General features: G+C 41.6%; 16 protein-coding genes. All 16 read left to right on the top strand.

Annotation, left to right across the window (positions count from 1 at the left end; all coding sequences use genetic code 11):
- The first annotated feature begins 41 nt into the window (after nt 1–41).
- The 16 genes from ACQCT8_RS04280 to ACQCT8_RS04355 all read left to right on the top strand — a co-directional run bounded on the left by ACQCT8_RS04280 (nt 42) and on the right by ACQCT8_RS04355 (nt 17,247).
- The gene (locus ACQCT8_RS04280; RefSeq protein WP_426868748.1) at nt 42–1,127 is read left to right on the top strand and encodes a BMP family lipoprotein; all 1,086 of its coding nucleotides are present in this window, start codon (nt 42–44) and stop codon (nt 1,125–1,127) included.
- Between the two features lie 211 nt (nt 1,128–1,338).
- The gene (locus tag ACQCT8_RS04285) at nt 1,339–2,874 is read left to right on the top strand and encodes an ABC transporter ATP-binding protein (protein ID WP_426868750.1); all 1,536 of its coding nucleotides are present in this window, start codon (nt 1,339–1,341) and stop codon (nt 2,872–2,874) included.
- Nucleotides 2,867–3,910 (top strand): ABC transporter permease, encoded by a 1,044-nt coding sequence (locus ACQCT8_RS04290; protein WP_426868752.1) that lies wholly within the window; start codon nt 2,867–2,869, stop codon nt 3,908–3,910. Before ACQCT8_RS04285 ends, ACQCT8_RS04290 begins: the two co-directional genes overlap by 8 nt.
- Nucleotides 3,910–4,866 (top strand): ABC transporter permease, encoded by a 957-nt coding sequence (locus tag ACQCT8_RS04295; protein ID WP_426868754.1) that lies wholly within the window; start codon nt 3,910–3,912, stop codon nt 4,864–4,866. The genes ACQCT8_RS04290 and ACQCT8_RS04295 overlap by 1 nt, the downstream gene beginning before the upstream one ends.
- Nucleotides 4,867–5,139: 273 nt before the next feature.
- The gene (gene yfmF / locus ACQCT8_RS04300; RefSeq protein WP_426868756.1) at nt 5,140–6,414 is read left to right on the top strand and encodes an EF-P 5-aminopentanol modification-associated protein YfmF; all 1,275 of its coding nucleotides are present in this window, start codon (nt 5,140–5,142) and stop codon (nt 6,412–6,414) included.
- Entirely contained in the window at nt 6,415–7,719 is a 1,305-nt protein-coding gene (gene yfmH, locus ACQCT8_RS04305; RefSeq protein ID WP_426868757.1) for an EF-P 5-aminopentanol modification-associated protein YfmH, read from the top strand.
- Entirely contained in the window at nt 7,712–8,434 is a 723-nt protein-coding gene (gene ymfI, locus ACQCT8_RS04310) for an elongation factor P 5-aminopentanone reductase (protein ID WP_426868759.1), read from the top strand. Before yfmH ends, ymfI begins: the two co-directional genes overlap by 8 nt.
- 106 nt (nt 8,435–8,540) lie before the next feature.
- A complete protein-coding gene (locus ACQCT8_RS04315) occupies nt 8,541–8,798 on the top strand; it encodes a DUF3243 domain-containing protein (RefSeq protein ID WP_278239066.1) in 258 nt (85 codons plus the stop codon).
- Nucleotides 8,799–9,135: 337 nt separating this feature from the next.
- Nucleotides 9,136–9,927: a YmfK family protein gene (locus ACQCT8_RS04320; protein ID WP_426868762.1), complete on the top strand. Its 792-nt coding sequence runs from the start codon at nt 9,136–9,138 to the stop codon at nt 9,925–9,927.
- A gap of 19 nt (nt 9,928–9,946) precedes the next feature.
- Nucleotides 9,947–10,840 (top strand): RodZ domain-containing protein, encoded by an 894-nt coding sequence (locus ACQCT8_RS04325; RefSeq protein WP_426868764.1) that lies wholly within the window; start codon nt 9,947–9,949, stop codon nt 10,838–10,840.
- A 105-nt stretch (nt 10,841–10,945) separates the two neighbouring features.
- Nucleotides 10,946–11,524 (top strand): CDP-diacylglycerol--glycerol-3-phosphate 3-phosphatidyltransferase, encoded by a 579-nt coding sequence (gene pgsA, locus ACQCT8_RS04330; RefSeq protein ID WP_426868766.1) that lies wholly within the window; start codon nt 10,946–10,948, stop codon nt 11,522–11,524.
- A 14-nt stretch (nt 11,525–11,538) separates the two neighbouring features.
- Entirely contained in the window at nt 11,539–12,795 is a 1,257-nt protein-coding gene (locus ACQCT8_RS04335) for a competence/damage-inducible protein A (protein ID WP_426868768.1), read from the top strand.
- A gap of 333 nt (nt 12,796–13,128) precedes the next feature.
- Entirely contained in the window at nt 13,129–14,181 is a 1,053-nt protein-coding gene (gene recA, locus ACQCT8_RS04340) for a recombinase RecA (RefSeq protein WP_426868770.1), read from the top strand.
- Between the two features lie 240 nt (nt 14,182–14,421).
- A complete protein-coding gene (gene rny / locus ACQCT8_RS04345) occupies nt 14,422–15,981 on the top strand; it encodes a ribonuclease Y (RefSeq protein WP_426868772.1) in 1,560 nt (519 codons plus the stop codon).
- A gap of 99 nt (nt 15,982–16,080) precedes the next feature.
- Nucleotides 16,081–16,875 (top strand): TIGR00282 family metallophosphoesterase, encoded by a 795-nt coding sequence (locus ACQCT8_RS04350; protein ID WP_426868774.1) that lies wholly within the window; start codon nt 16,081–16,083, stop codon nt 16,873–16,875.
- Between the two features lie 111 nt (nt 16,876–16,986).
- Nucleotides 16,987–17,247, top strand: coding sequence for a stage V sporulation protein S (locus tag ACQCT8_RS04355; protein ID WP_278239074.1), 261 nt, complete (start codon nt 16,987–16,989; stop codon nt 17,245–17,247).
- The last annotated feature ends 246 nt before the right edge of the window (nt 17,248–17,493 follow it).

The raw sequence follows: 17,493 nt of genomic DNA on the forward strand, positions 1-17,493 counted from the left end.
TCCTACTAATACACGAAAAATCATCTAGGGGGTAACGGTAAGTGAAAAAGCGTAAATTTGGTTTGGCACTATCTATGGTTCTTGCAGCAGGCACAGTTCTTGGGGCATGCGGTGCAGATGACAGCGAAGATACATCCGGCGAGTCAAATGCAGGCGGCACTGAAGCAGCAGGCGATTTTACAGTATCAATGGTAACGGATACCGGCGGAGTTGATGACAAATCCTTTAACCAATCTGCCTGGGAAGGTTTGCAGGCATTTGGGGAAGAGAACGGTCTTGAAGAAGGTACGGATGGATACAATTACTTCCAATCGAATAATGATGCTGATTATGTAACAAATATTAATACTGCAGCACGTAATGACTTTGATGTTGTTTTTGGAATCGGTTTTCTATTAACAGAAGCGATTGAACAAGTAGCAGCTCAGCAGCAGGACACAAATTTTGCGATTGTAGATTCAGTAGCTGAAGGCGACAATGTAGCTTCCATTACCTTTAAAGAACATGAAGGATCATTCCTGGTTGGAGTAGCGGCAGGCCTTACAACAGAATCTGATAAAATCGGATTTGTGGGCGGCGTGGAATCTGACCTTATTAATAAATTTGCTGCAGGATTCCAAGCGGGTGTTGAAGCAGTTAATCCTGACGCTGAAGTAGATATCCAGTTTGCTGGAGATTTTAATAATGCTTCGCGCGGACAGCAAATGGCTGCAGCAATGTACGGTGCAGGAGCAGACGTGATTTATCATGCTGCGGGCGGAACTGGAAATGGCGTATTTACAGAAGCGAAAAACCTGAAACAACAGGATCCTGATCGTCAGGTATGGGTTATCGGTGTTGACCGTGATCAGTCAGCTGAAGGAGTGCTTACTGCTGACGGTGAAGAACTAAACGTTACGTTAACATCAATGGTTAAGCGTGTTGATATTGCTGTTCAGGATATTTCTAAGCGCGCAATGGACGGAGATTTCCCTGGCGGAGAAGTTATTGAATATGGAATAGAAGAAAATGGAATTTCTATTGCTGAAACTCAAGATAACTTATCTCAGGAAGTCTTAGATGAAATTGAAAGCTATCAGCAGCAAATTCTTGATGGTGAAATTGAAGTGCCATCTACTCTTGAGTAATATGAAAATAATATAGGAATGGAAGGCCGGTTTTCCGGCCTGAAATTCCTTTTTTTTTCGAATCAAATCTAATAAAGGTAAAAATTTTAACTGAAAACCGGATGCAATTTCTTGTTTTCATTTAGTATTTTTATAGCGTCTTTTAACTCGTGAAGTCTGACATCAATCAACTGACAACTGAGTCTAAAGGCATTAAAAGGAGTGGGTACGGGTGGATTATGTTATTGAAATGCTGAACATCCGCAAAGAGTTCCCGGGAATTGTTGCGAATGATAATATCACGCTTCAATTAAGAAAAGGGGAAATACATGCGTTGCTTGGAGAAAATGGAGCAGGTAAATCTACGTTAATGAATGTGCTTTTTGGCCTTTATCAGCCTGAAAAAGGCGAAATAAAAGTGAAAGGTGAAAAAGTTAATATAACAAGCCCAAACATAGCGAATGATCTAGGAATTGGAATGGTCCATCAGCATTTTATGTTAGTCGATACCTTTACAGTGACTGAAAATATCGTGCTGGGATCTGAACCTAAAAAGGGTCTGTCCATAGACATGAAAAAAGCTGAAAAAGAGGTTCAGGAGATTTCTGACCGATATGGCCTCAGCGTAGATCCAAAAGCAAAAATTGCAGACATATCAGTCGGTATGCAGCAAAGAGCAGAAATATTAAAAACGCTTTATCGTGGTGCTGAAATTCTAATATTTGATGAACCGACTGCTGTCTTGACTCCACAGGAAATAAAAGAGTTGATGCAAATTTTCAAAACACTGATTGCAGAAGGAAAGTCTATTATTTTAATTACCCATAAGCTTAAAGAAATTATTGCTGTTTGTGACAGGGTGACAGTCATCCGCAAGGGAGTTGGCATCAACACATTGGATGTTGAAGGAGCTACGCCGACTCAGCTCGCCAGTCTAATGGTAGGAAGGGAAGTCGTTTTCACGACAGAAAAAACGACTGCGGTGCCAAAAGAAGTAGTTCTTGATATTAAAGGGCTGAATGTAAAAGACACACGAGGAGTTAAAGCAGTTAGAGATCTTGAGTTATCCGTCCGGTCAGGTGAAATTGTGGGGATTGCAGGGGTAGACGGAAATGGGCAGTCGGAACTGATTGAAGCCATCACAGGTCTAAGAAAAATTGCTTCTGGCTCCATTAAATTAAACGGGAAAGAACTGTCATCTCTTAAAACAAGAAAGATTACTGAAGCTGGAGTAGGTCATATTCCTCAGGATAGGCATAAGCATGGTTTGGTGCTTGATTTTCCAATTGGAGACAACATGGTTCTGCAAACCTATTACCAGCAGCCTTATTCAAAAATGAGTATGCTGAACAATAAAGAGATTAATAAACAGGCAAAGAAATTGATTAAGGAATTTGATGTAAGAACTCCTTCTGAATACACACAGGCGAGAGCTTTATCTGGGGGGAACCAGCAAAAAGCAATTATCGGCCGCGAAATAGACAGGGATCCTGATCTTCTGATTGCTGCCCAGCCGACAAGAGGACTCGATGTGGGGGCCATTGAATTTATTCATCAGCGCTTAATTGATCAGAGGGATAAAGGGAAAGCTGTCTTACTCTTATCATTTGAACTGGAAGAGATTATGAATGTTAGTGATAAAATTGCCGTCATTTATGAAGGGAATATTATCGCCACCGTCGATCCTAAAGAAACGTCCGAGCAGGAACTGGGCTTACTGATGGCGGGCTCTAAGAAAAAGGAAGCAGGTGAGAAGAAGGATGTTTAGTCGTGCCCAAACAATTTTAATTCCGGTTATTTCAGTGGCGCTGGGGCTGTTAATTGGCGCTGTTGTTATGATAGCGTCCGGTTACAACCCGATCGAGGGCTATGGAGCACTTTTAAAAGGCTCATTGGGTGATACTTTCTACATCGGAGAAACGATCAGGCAAATTACCCCATATATTTTTGCAGGGTTAGCAGTAGCCTTTGCTTTCAGAACCGGTTTATTCAATATTGGTGTTGAAGGACAGCTTCTTGTAGGATGGATTGCTTCTGTGTGGGTAGGGTTGGCTTTTGATCTGCCGAAGATCATCCATCTTCCATTGGCAGTAGCTGCCGGGGCCATTGCGGGAGCTCTCTGGGCATTTGTACCGGGAATCCTAAAAGCACGTCTTCGTGTTCATGAAGTAATTGTCACCATCATGATGAATTACATCGCACTTCATCTAGTAAACTATCTTGTTCGATATGTTATTTCAGATGAACAGAACACAACAGACCGTGTTCCGGAATCAGCTTCATTAAAATCACCTTTTTTTGAAGCGCTTACTGAATTTTCCACAATGCATTACGGAATATTTATTGCACTTGCGGGAGCTATTATTTATTTTATCATTTTAGAAAAAACATCCACAGGATTCGAATTGCGTTCAGTTGGTTTTAATCAAAATGCTTCGGAGTATGCCGGCATGAATGTAAATCGAAATATTGTACTTTCCATGGTTATTTCCGGAGCTTTTGCAGGTCTTGGAGGAGCAATGGAAGGACTTGGAACATTCGGGTACGGATTTATTCACGGAGCATTTTCAGGTGTAGGCTTTGACGGAATTGCAGTAGCGCTTTTAGGCGGTAATATTGCAATTGGAGTTGTCCTGGCGGCTGCTTTATTTGGAATTTTAAAACAGGGAGCTCTCATTATGCCGCTTGAATCCGGAGTTCCAACTGAACTTGTGGAGATTGTTATCGCAATTATTATTTTCTTCGTTGCTTCAAGCTATATTATTGCATACTTGCTGCAGCGCTTTAAGAAAGGGGCTCAATAATGGATATCCTCTCAGCAATTGAAATCTTGGTAAAATCCATGCTGTTTGCTTCAGCCCCGCTTATATTTACAGCGCTTGGCGGTGTGTTTTCAGAGCGTTCGGGAGTAGTAAACATCGGACTAGAAGGGTTAATGGTAATCGGTGCTTTTTCAGCCGTGGTCTTTAATATCACATTTGCTTCTGCATTTGGAGCCTCCACCCCATGGGTTGCGCTGCTTGTCGCGATGGGAATTGGCGGATTGTTCTCACTGATTCATGCAGTAGCCTCCATCACATTCCGGGCGGATCATGTTGTGAGCGGAGTAGCCATAAACTTTTTAGCATTGGGACTTGGCGTTTATTTGGTAAAAGCCTGGTATGGGGCAGGGCAGACCGACAAAATTCCTGAACCTTTATACTATCAAAAAATCCCTCTGCTTTATGATATTCCGGTCATTGGCCCAATCTTGTTCAACAACTATGTAACGTCGTATTTAGCGATTTTTGTGGCTTTTATTGCTTGGTTTGTTCTTTTCAAAACTCCTTTCGGCCTGCGTTTGCGCTCTGTTGGAGAGCATCCGTTAGCTGCGGATACAATGGGGATTAATGTATATAAGATGCGTTATCTTGCTGTTGTTATATCCGGTGTATTAGGTGGATTGGGCGGAGGAGTCTATGCTCAGACGATTACGCAGGACTTCAGCGGATCAACAATTACGGGACAAGGATTTATCGCCCTTGCTGCTGTAATTTTTGGCAAATGGCATCCAGTAGGGGCCATGGGAGCAGCTCTTTTCTTTGGACTAGCCCAAAGTCTTGCAATCATTGGTTCAAGTTTCCCTTTGCTTGCAGATGTACCTAACTGGATCCTGCTGTCAGCTCCATACGTTCTGACCATTCTTGCATTGGCAGGTTTTATCGGACGAGCTGACGCACCAAAAGCAATTGGTACTTCATATATCAAAGGAAAAAGATAAACGCTGGATCAAACGGGTTTATCTATAGTGTTTTGCAGAGGCCGTGACTCAAATGTCCCGCCTCTTTTTTTGCTGGTTGCACGATGCTGACCTTTTCAATTTCCTCCTAGCAAGAATTCATGAACAAATGTTTTTCTGATTATAGAAAAAAGTTAAATGTTTTAAATTCTTCCAGCTTGTCCATGACATTCATTAGAATGTATAGTGTTACAATAGAATATAAATACTAAGATATGGCGGCAGGAAAGGATATCTGCTAAAAGGAGCGAAATTATGAGAATTGAACCTAAAACAACAAAAAAACGAGGCATTTCTATTCACACCATCAAGACAAAACAATTTAAAACAAATCAATTGGTCATTAAGTTTCGTGCACCACTGCAAAAAAGCGACGTTACTGCAAGAGCGCTGCTGCCTTATATACTTCAAAGCGGGACACAAAAATGGCCATCAACAGCTTCTTTTCGAACATATTTAGACAATTTGTACGGAGCCAATGCTCAGGTCGATGTCAGTAAAAAAGGCGAATCGCACATTATCAGTTTTTCAGTCGATATTGCCAATGAACAGTTTTTAAAGGACTCTTCTCCACTAACAGCGGAAGCTTTCAACGTGTTAGCAGAAATGCTTTTTAACCCATTAGTCGAGAATGGTGCGTTTAGTGCCAAAATAGTGGATCAGGAGAAACGATCTTTAAAACAGCGTTTAGAAGCTGCAAGAGACGATAAAATGAGATATGCCTCCCAGCGATTGATCGAGGAGATGTGTGAAGGGGAGCCCTTTGCGCTGCATCCGCACGGATCGGTAGAAGAGGTCGATGCTATTACCTCTGAAAAGCTTTTTCGTGTATACAAGAAAATGATGAATGAAGACACTGTGGACTTTTATATCGTTGGAGATATTAATGAAGAAGAAATCGGAGATCTATGTGAAAAATATCTTTCTTTTGACCAAAGAGACTCGATTGCGGGAGAAGCGGCAAGTTACAGCCCCAAAAAAGAACCAAAGAGAATTGTGGAAAAACAATCCATTAAGCAAGGGAAACTTAATATGGGATTTCGAACAGAAACCCTTTATGGGGAAGAGGATTACATTCCACTGGTTATGATGAACGGAATCCTCGGTGGTTTTCCTCATTCAAAGTTATTTATTAATGTTCGGGAAAAAGAAAGCCTTGCTTATTATGCAGCAAGCCGAATGGAAAGCCATAAAGGTTTAATTTTAATCATGTCAGGTGTCGATCCCGGCAAGATAGACAGAGCAGCTGATATTATTCTGGAGCAGCTGAAGGCCATTCAAAAGGGGGATATTTCTTCTAAAGAACTAAACCAGACCCGGGCCGTAATGAAAAATCAGATGCTTGAAACATTGGATTCAGCACGAGGGATTATAGAGGTTCTTTATCAAGGCGACGTTTCAGGCAATATTTTTACCATTAACGAATGGTTTGATAAAGTAGACAAAGTTACAAAAGAAGACATCGTGGCTGTATCTCAAAAAGTAAAACTGGATACCACCTATATTTTAACGGGAAAGGAGGAGGCGTAAATGCAAAAAAAGATTTTCGACCAGCTTCAGGAGGAGTTGTTTTTTGAAAAACTTGAAAACGGTCTTTCTGTTTATATTCTCCCTAAACCGGAATTCAGTAAAACGTACGCAACGTTTACAACGAAGTATGGTTCAATTGATGACCAATTTATTCCACTAGGGGAAAAAGAGTTTACAAAAGTACCTGATGGAATTGCGCATTTTCTAGAGCATAAGATGTTTGAAAAAGAAGATGGAGACGTCTTCCAGAAATTCAGTGAAAATGGTGCTTCTGCGAATGCCTTCACTTCCTTTACAAGGACTGCTTATTTATTTTCAAGCACCGCTAACGTAAGCGAAAATCTTGATACATTGATTGACTTTGTACAGTCTCCTTATTTTACAGAGGAAACAGTAGAAAAAGAAAAAGGAATTATCGGGCAGGAAATTACCATGTATGATGATAATGCAGACTGGCGCCTTTATTTTGGAACCATTCAAAATATGTATCATGTTCATCCTGTGCGAGTGGATATTGCAGGAACGATCGACTCCATTACAGACATAACAAAAGATCATTTGTATCAATGCTACAACACCTTTTATCACCCTTCGAATATGGTTCTCTTTATTGTCGGTTCAGTGAACCCGGAAGAAATCATCGAGCAGGTAAAACAATCACAAAAAAGAAGAGAATTTACACCTCAGGCGCCAATCAAAAGACATTTTGAAGATGAACCGGCAAGTGTTGCCAAAAAACATCATCAGTTAAATATGGATGTTCAAGTGCCTAAATGTATGATCGGACTCAAAGCTTCAAATGTGAACCTGAAAGGCAAGGAACTTTTGCGCAGGGAACTGGCAGTGAATACGGCACTTGATGTTTTGTTTGGCAAAACGTCCAAACATTATACAAAGCTGTATGAAGAGGGTCTGATTGATGACAGTTTTACATTTGATTTTTCCCAGGAGCTTGGCTATGGCTTTGCGTTGCTGGGGGGCAGCACCAGAGATCCCGATAAGCTTTCTGAAACGGTGAAGTCCATATTAATAGAAGAGGCTGAGCAATCGTCTATAACTGAAGAACAAATTGAATCTGTTAAAAAGAAAAACATAGGCGGGTTTTTACGGTCTTTAAATTCCCCTGAATTTATTGCAAACCAGTTTACACGCTATACATTTAACGAGATGGATTTATTTGACGCCGTTCCTACGCTTGAAACTTTAACAAAAGAAGATATCGCATTGGCCCTTTCAGATCTAGCCCAGCCTGAACACATCACCAGCTTTTATATTTTGCCGAAGGAAGAAGAGGCGGTTGAGTAAGAAAGTACTCGTACTTGGGGCAAGCGGAGGAGTTGGTTCGGCAGTAACAAAAAGGCTGGTTGAAGAGGGCTGGCAGGTATACGCTCACTATAATAAGAATAAAGATGCCGTTCTGTCATTACAGGACCGCATCGGCAGCTGCGCCTCGTCTGTCATCCCGGTTCAAGCTGATCTTTGTACTTTAGAAAGCACAAATTCTCTTATTGGTTCAATTCAGGCATTAGATGCCATTGTGCATGCAGGAGGAGGCGGGTATGAAGGACTTCTTGAAAATACTCCGGATAATGTGATGGCAGATCTCTGGGCCAGTCATGTTTTTCAGCCTGCCCGCATCATCAGGGCATTTTTGCCTTGCATGCGAAAAGCGGAAAGCGGGAGCATCGTGTTTATTTCTTCGATATGGGGGCAGACCGGTGCTTCAAACGAGGTCATGTATTCAGCTGTAAAAGGTGCACAGATTGCTTTTGTGAAGGCGCTGGGCAAAGAACTGGCACTTTCAAAGATCAGCGTTAATGCTGTTGCTCCAGGAGCAGTCGAAACTCCAATGACCCGTCATTATGATGAAATTGACAGGAACGCGATCACAGAAAGTATTCCTGCGGGAAGAATGGCTGCTCCTGAAGAGGTGGCGGGAGCTGTATCTTTTCTTCTTGGAAAGGATTCGTCCTACATTACTTCTCAAGTCCTTTCGGTTAATGGCGGCTGGTACGCCTAATGAAAATGTATAAGCCCTGCTTTCTTTAGCATACTAAGAAGGGTATGGAGATAAATTGTACGGAGTCTCCATGCAATTTGAGGATGATAAAAAAGGAGGAAATATCATGTCTGTTCTTGAAAACTGGCAGCAATGGAAATCTTTTTTGGGCGACAAAGTTGTTCATGCTCAGCAAGGCGGTATGGAAAAAGGCAAAATGTCGGAAGTTGCATTTCAAATTGGTGATTACTTGGCGAAGAACGTGGATCCTAAAAATGAGCAGGAACGTGTTCTTGCAGATTTGTGGTCTGTAGCAAATACTGAGGAACAACACGTTATTGCTAATTTAATGGTCCGTCTGACAAGCCAAAGCGAAACTCATTAAGAATGCTCGAACTGAAAAAGAGAGGAAATCCTCTCTTTTTTTATTGTTAGTGAGGAGGGCAGTATGAGTTAAGTAAGCGAAGCGGAAATCCGTCAAAAATAGCCTGGGACGAATTTGTCTCAATCTTATTGGTGTTGAATATTTTTTACCGCTTCCATGTATTTTATCTTTGCTCGAAAACAATTTCGTTTTAGTAGAACAGTGCCGTATTCCTGTACTAATGCTACTTTTTTCACCAGTTCCTTTTGTTTCTCTTTTCTATTGCTGGTAAATGCTTTATTATTAAAGTTATATTGTAAAGATCGAAAAAAGTCGTTTTTTAGAAGGGGATGAACGCATGCAAAAAAAGGAATGGTATTTGGAATACGAGATTCAAAAAAACAGGCCCGGCTTGCTTGGTGACATCTCTTCCCTTCTTGGTATGCTGGAGATAAATATCATTACAATTAATGGCGTGGATGAAGGAAGACGTGGTATGCTTCTTTTAGCGCGAAGTGATGAGCAGATTGCAAGGCTTGAATCCATTTTGAGTACTATGGATACGATTCAAATGACAAAACTCCGTGAGCCAAAACTGCGTGACCGATTAGCAGTAAGACACGGGCGCTATATTCAACGGGATGCTGATGATAAAAAAACGTTTCGCTTTATACGGGATGAGCTTGGTTTGCTGGTGGACTTCATGGCAGAGCTCTATAAGCAGGAAGGACATAAATTAATTGGTATTAGAGGAATGCCAAGAGTTGGAAAAACAGAATCCATTGTAGCGGCAAGTGTGTGTGCCAACAAAAAGTGGCTGTTTGTTTCCTCGACGCTGCTGAAGCAGACGATCCGCAATCAACTGATTCAAGACGAATATAATGAAAATAATTTGTTTATCCTCGATGGTGTCGTTTCTACAAGACAAGCCAGCGAAAAACATTGGCAGCTTGTGCGTGAAATTATGAGAATGCCGGCTGTAAAAGTGATTGAACACCCTGATGTGTTTGTAGAGAACACAGAGTATTCCCTGGATGACTTTGATTATATTATTGAGCTTCGTCATCATCCGGATGAAGAAATTACATATGAAATGGTCCCTAAAAATAATATGTTCGGCGGATCTGATTTTGGTGATTTTGATTTTTAAGTATTGGCAGGTGTAAACATTGACTGAATTAGGAAATCGATTAAGAGAAGCCCGCGAAGGAAAAGGATTAAGTTTAGATGAAGTGCAATCGCTAACAAAGATTCAAAAAAGGTATTTACAGGGTATAGAGGATGGCAACTATACAATGATGCCGGGCTCTTTTTATGTTCGGGCATTTATTAAGCAGTACGCTGAAGCAGTAGACTTGCAGCCGGATGAGCTGTTTGAAGAATTCGCAAATGACATCCCCTCAAACCATGAGGATCAGATTCCCTCTCATTTAACGAGGGCTCAGACTCGAAAAGGAACATCCGGTTCATCCAAAATCTTTAGTTTTCTACCCACATTTATTACTGTTATTTTTATTGTCGGCATTTTAGCGGTGGTTTATTTTCTCGCAGTACAACTTATGTCAGAAGATAATGATCCAAATGAAAGCAATGAAACAGAAGAAAGCGTCGGCATAGACCAGCAGGAGGAAGTTTCTCCTGCTGCAGAAGAAGGCGATGAAGAGCAGCCTGCTGAAGTAGCTGAGGAATCTGAATCAGAAGAAGAACCTGCAGAAGAATCAGCAGAAGAATCTGAAGAAACTGACGAACTCTCGATTGAAAGTGCTGGAACAGATGGTCAAACCTCAACTTATAAGATTTCCGGAACTGATGAAATAGAGGTCACAGTTGAGTCTTCTTCTTCCTGGGTAGGCATTACAGATGAAAATCTGAACGAATTGATCAGCAAGCAGATGACTCAAACGGACAATGAATTGTCATTTGATGCATCTGAATACGATCAGTTCCGTATTCGAGTAGGCAGCACAGCAGGTACGGAAGTGAAAATCAATGGAGAGCTTGTTGAATTTGGACTCTCTACAGAAGTAAATCCTCAAAACATTGCTATTGAGGTGGAAAACTAAAACCGGTTATCCTGGTAATTTTAAGCGAAAGGAAAATAGTCATCAGAATTGATGGCTATTTTTTTGCTAATAAACAGAATCAATTTGTTTCAGGGAGGAAAAAAAATGAATATACCCAATAAAATTACGATTTCAAGAATATTATTAATTCCTTTATTCATGATCATTATGCTGGTTGATTTGAATTGGGGAACGCTTCAACTGCTCGGTGCTGAGGTACCGGTTCATCATTTTATCGGAGGAATGATCTTTATTTTTGCTGCTTCCACGGACTGGGTCGATGGCTACTATGCACGCAAATACAATATGGTTACGAATCTGGGTAAGTTTTTAGATCCATTGGCGGATAAGCTTTTAGTATCTGCTGCTTTAGTTATTCTTGTTGAATTGCAGCTGGCACCTTCTTGGATTGTCATTATAATTATAAGTCGTGAATTTGCTATAACTGGATTAAGACTCGTTCTTGCAGGCAGCGGAGAAGTCCATGCTGCTGCAATGCTTGGGAAAATTAAAATGTGGATGCAAATCATTGCTGTATCATCACTTCTTCTTCACAACATCATATTCGAACTTGTAAATATTCCATTTGATATTATTTCTCTTTATATTGCAGCTATTTTTACAGTTTGGTCTGGAGTGGATTATTTTGTTAAAAACTGGAATGCTTTCCGGCATTCCAAATAAGGAGAGTTCACGATATGAACGCTGAGATTATTGCAGTAGGCTCAGAATTGCTTCTTGGTCAAATTGCCAATACAAATGCACAGTTTATATCCAGCCAGCTTGCAGAAGCAGGAGTGGACGTTTACCGGCATAGTGTGATCGGCGACAATCAATCCCGGCTGCTTGAAGAGATCTCTGCAGCTGAAAACCGCGCAGATTTAATTATTCTAACCGGCGGACTGGGGCCGACAAAAGATGATCTGACAAAAGAGACCGTCGCTCTTCATTTGGGCAGGAAGCTGGTCATGCATGAGGAGTCTCTTCTCTATATTAAAAACTACTTTAAAAATGCCAACAGGGAAATGACAGAAAATAATCAAAAGCAGGCCCTTGTAGTTGAGGGCAGCGACGTATTAATGAATCATCACGGAATGGCGCCTGGCATGATCCTTCACTCTGAGCGGTCGGTCATCATTTTATTGCCCGGACCTCCCCGTGAAATGAAACCCATGTTTCAATTGTCTGTAATTCCTAAACTTTTAAAGCTTGGGGAAGTAAAGCCTTTAAAATCTCGTGTTCTTAGATATTTTGGGATTGGAGAAGCTGAATTGGAGTCAAAGATTGATCATCTGATCAACAGACAGATCAACCCTACCATTGCCCCCCTTGCTTCTGACGGGGAAGTAACGCTAAGGATCACTGCTAAGCATTCACTAATAACAGAAGCGGAAAAGATGCTTGATGAAGCAGAGGCTGAAATAAACTCGATTGTCGGTCAATTTATGTATGGCAGAAACAACGAAACACTCCTACAGAAAGCCTGCCAGCTATTATCTTCATCCAGACTCACCATCGCTGCTGCAGAAAGTCTGACAGCAGGACTGTTTTCCTCACAATTAGGAAGTCAGCCTGGTGTAAGCTCTATACTTAAAGGCGGTATCGTTTGCTACTCAAATGAAGTGAAAGCAAATTTAGTCCACGTTTCCGAAAAGACGCTAGCAGAAGAAGGTGCTGTAAGCAAAGCATGTGCTATTGAAATGGCTGAAGGAGTCAAACGCGGGCTGAATGCTGATATAGGCATTTCATTTACCGGCTCTGCCGGTCCGGATTCACTCGAAGGAAAGCCGCCCGGCACAGTATGGATCGGAATTGCTTTTAAAGATGAACCTGTACAGGCAGTGCAATTGAAGCTGCAGGGAGAAAGAAATTACATCCGGCTGAGGGCAGTTAAATATGGACTGTTTTACATTATCCAGCTCCTTGAACAACAGAATACTGAAGAAATATTATAAGTTCTTATGATGGACCTCAGCGCAATAAAACTCTGCAATATTGATCCATCATACGGGAACTGTAAAAATGCTCTCCGCTTTCAGGTTCTCATCAGTTTGATCTCAAAATAAAGATTTTAAAAAAATAAAATAGCAAAGTATCCAGCGGTTTTTTCTTAAAACAAAAAAATACCCCTCTGGAAATTAAGAAAATATCTCTAAATTTCTCATTAAAAAAAGCGAATAAATGTTCGCTTTTTGCTTGTTATATAGATTAAAAAAGAGTATAGTAGAGTTAGGTTATGAGATGTCATTCAAAAGTGAAAGACATCTTAGATAAAAGGAGGAATTTTTGTGAGTGATCGTCAGGCAGCGCTCGACATGGCACTGAAACAAATAGAAAAGCAGTTTGGAAAAGGCTCTATAATGAAACTGGGTGAAAAAACAGACAGAAATTTATCCACAGTCTCAAGCGGCTCCATCGCCCTGGATGCAGCGCTTGGAGTTGGCGGTTATCCAAGAGGCCGTGTTATTGAAATTTACGGTCCTGAAAGCTCGGGTAAGACGACTGTTGCCCTTCATGCAATTGCAGAGGTGCAGTCTAAAGGCGGTCAGGCTGCCTTTATTGATGCCGAGCATGCGCTTGATCCTGTATATGCAAGCAAACTTGGAGTTAACATAGATGAACTGTTATTATCGCAGCCTGATACGGGCGAGCAGGCTCTTGAAATTGCTGAAGCACTCGTACGAAGCGGTGCAGTCGAAATTGTAGTAGTCGACTCCGTTGCTGCTCTTGTTCCTAAAGCGGAAATTGAAGGAGAGATGGGAGATTCCCATGTTGGTCTCCAGGCAAGACTTATGTCCCAGGCACTTCGAAAGCTGTCTGGCGCTATCAGCAAATCAAACACGATTGCCATCTTCATCAATCAGATTCGTGAAAAAGTAGGCGTTATGTTTGGCAGCCCTGAGACAACACCTGGGGGCCGTGCGTTAAAATTCTATTCTTCCATTCGCCTTGATGTTCGCAGAGCTGAAACTCTTAAGCAGGGAAATGAAATGGTTGGGAATAAAACCCGAATTAAAATTGTTAAGAATAAAGTAGCGCCGCCTTTCCGCATAGCAGAGGTGGATATTATGTATGGAGAAGGAATTTCCCGTGAAGGAGAAATTGTGGATCTCGGGTCAGATGTTGATATTATTCAAAAAAGCGGTTCATGGTATTCGTATAATGGAGACCGTCTGGGTCAAGGCCGTGAAAATTCGAAGCAATTCCTAAAAGAGAATCCTGAACTTCGTCAGGAAATCATGCTCAAGATCCGTGAGCATCACGGAATGGACGTAGATCGCAATGCCCCTCCTCAAGCTGAGGAAGAGGCAGATTTTAACCTGCTTGATGATACAGAATAACATAACAATAAAGGGCAAAGAGAATAATCTCTTTGTCTTTTTTAATGAATATCTTGGAATGTGATCTGTATTATTGGCTCATCCCCTTGACAAGGAAATTTCACAGACTTAAAATTAACATTGTATATCTTACAAATTTTTTCGATTGATACGTAAATTGCCTGGCCTTGTATAGTACTTTATACTAGCCGACAAAAGGCAGGATCAGAAACATTTGAATAGCAAGGGGAGGTGAACACGATGGAATTATTTACTATCATCTCCATTTTGCTTAGCATTATCGTCGGTGTGATTGTTGGTTATTTGATTCACAAATTCATGATGGATGCGAAAATCGGTGGTGCTAAAGGCTCTGTAGAACAAATTATTGACAATGGAAGACGTGAAGCAGAAGCATTAAAAAAAGAAGCACTGCTTGAAGCGAAAGATGAAAATCATAAGCTTCGTTCTGAGATTGAAGCAGAACTTCGTGAGCGAAGAAACGAATTGCAAAAGCAGGAAAATCGTTTGATGCAGAGAGAAGAAAATCTCGACCGTAAAGATGATTCGCTGAATAAACGCGAATCGTTACTCGAGCGCAAGGATCAATCCTTGCACGAACGACAACAACATATTGAAGAAATGGAAAGCAAAGTGGACGAGATGGTTCAAAAGCAGGAGCATGAGCTTGAGCGAATTTCGAGCTTAACGCGCGAAGAAGCGAAAAGCATCATTCTCGACCAGGTGGAAAAAGAATTGGCTCAGGACATTGCAATTATGGTTAAGGAACAGGAAAACCGTGCAAAAGAAGAATCAGAGAAAAAGGCCCGGGAGCTTCTATCATTAGCCATTCAGCGCTGTGCAGCTGATCACGTTGCAGAGACAACCGTTTCTGTCGTGAATTTGCCGAATGATGAGATGAAAGGTCGAATCATTGGAAGAGAAGGAAGAAATATTCGTACGCTAGAAACATTAACCGGAATTGATTTAATTATCGATGACACACCTGAAGCAGTCATTCTTTCCGGCTTTGATCCTATCAGGCGGGAAACTGCAAGAATTGCTCTTGAAAAGCTTGTGCAGGATGGACGAATTCACCCTGCGAGAATTGAAGAGATGGTGGACAAAGCAAGAAGAGAAGTGGATGAGCATATCAGGGAGATTGGTGAGCAAACGACTTTCGATGTTGGTGCTCATGGGCTGCATCCGGACTTAATTAAAATTCTGGGCAGACTTCGCTATCGTACAAGCTATGGACAAAATGTCTTAAAGCACTCGACAGAAGTTGCCTACCTTTCAGGCTTGCTGGCTGCTGAACTGGGAGAAGATGAAACACTTGCCAGACGTGCTGGACTTTTGCACGACATCGGTAAAGCGATTGATCACGAAGTGGAAGGCAGCCACGTGGAAATCGGTGTTGAACTTGCCACTAAATACAAAGAGCATCCTGTTGTCATTAACAGTATTGCTTCTCATCACGGCGACCATGAAGCCACTTCTGTCATAGCAGTGCTAGTAGCTGCTGCAGATGCGTTATCCGCAGCTCGGCCGGGAGCCAGAAGCGAAACGCTGGAAAATTACATCCGCCGCCTTGAACGTTTGGAGGAAATTTCAGAATCCTATGATGGAGTTGAAAAATCCTTTGCAATCCAGGCAGGACGTGAAATCCGAATTATGGTGAAGCCTGAACAAATTGATGATCTTACTGCTCATAGACTCGCCCGAGATATTCGAAAGAGAATCGAAGAAGAGTTAAATTATCCAGGCCACATAAAAGTTACAGTAATTCGCGAAACACGGGCAGTAGAATACGCAAAATAGCTAAAAAGGCAATGTGATTCGCTCACATTGCCTTTCTATTTGTTTATAAGAGATATTTTGATTCACTATAAAAAAGCACTAGGAAGAGGTAATACGTATATGAAAATTTTATTTATTGGCGATGTCATGGGGTCACCTGGTAGAGAAATGGTGGAGGAGTTTTTACCAAAACTAAAAGAAAAATACCAGCCGGATTGCACCATCGTAAATGGAGAAAATGCTGCATCTGGAAGAGGAATCACTGAAAAAATATACAGGCAGCTTGAAGCAGCAGGCGGAGATGCGATCACAATGGGCAATCACACCTGGGATAATCGTGAAATTTTTCAATTTATTGATCAGACACAAAATCTTATCAGACCTGCAAATTATCCAGCAGGTGCCCCTGGTAAAGGCATGCAGATGATTTCAGCTGGAAGTGCCGAGATTGCTGTAATTAATTTGCTTGGCCGTACATTTATGAATCCTGTAGATGATCCTTTTCCTGCAGTCAAAAAACTGGTGGACGAAGCGAGACGACACACACCTTACATTTTTGTGGACTTTCATGCTGAAGCCACCAGTGAGAAACAGGCAATGGGCTGGTTTTTAGATGGAAAGGTTTCTGCTGTGGTAGGTACTCATACGCATGTTCAGACAGCAGATAACCGTGTATTGCCATCAGGTACCGCTTACCTTTCAGATGTTGGTATGACTGGCCCGTATGATGCTGTGCTGGGAATGGAAAAAGAAGCAGTTCTTAAACGCTTTCTTACGACCCTCCCTACCCGTTTTGAAGTTCCGAAGACCGGGCGTACAATACTGAGCGGGTGTCTAATTACTCTGGATCGAAAAAGTGGAAAAGCGCACTCCATCGACCGGATACTGATTAATGACGATCATCCATTTGTGTAAGAATTAGAGAAGTCCTTTCTCAAAGCGCATAGTGATGACACTTTGTGAATATAGTTAATGGAAATCATCACATCCATGGTGTGGTAGTTGATGTTAATGAGGAGGTACACAATGGACGTCCTGAAGGTGTCATCACGATCGAACCCAAACTCCGTGGCAGGAGCACTGGCTGGTGTGCTGCGTGAACGGGGTGTGGTGGAGGTACAAGCAATAGGAGCAGGTGCGCTGAATCAAGCAGTAAAAGCAGTCGCCATTGCCAGAGGATTTGTTGCTCCAGGTGGAGTGGATTTAATTTGTATTCCGGCTTTTACAGACATTAAAATTGATGGGGAAGACCGGACAGCCATGAAACTAATTATTGAACCAAGGTGAGATTGGTTATTTGGTAAAAATGAGCCATGGTTATGTAAGTAAGAGAAGGATGGAGCGCTCAAAGCTTCGTCCTTCTCTTTTTACGTGAAAATGCAGATAAGAAAAGTCGAAATTTCGACAAACGCACCGTCTCTATTGTATCTGAGTGAAAGACCCTTTATACTAGAGGGACGTGCGATTTGCAGAATTTACACCACGATATAAAGATTCACACTATACGTAATTGTTTGTATGTGGTTTTGATAG

It is taken from the genome of Jeotgalibacillus proteolyticus (assembly GCF_050107735.1).
Classification (GTDB): domain Bacteria; phylum Bacillota; class Bacilli; order Bacillales; family Jeotgalibacillaceae; genus Jeotgalibacillus; species Jeotgalibacillus proteolyticus_A.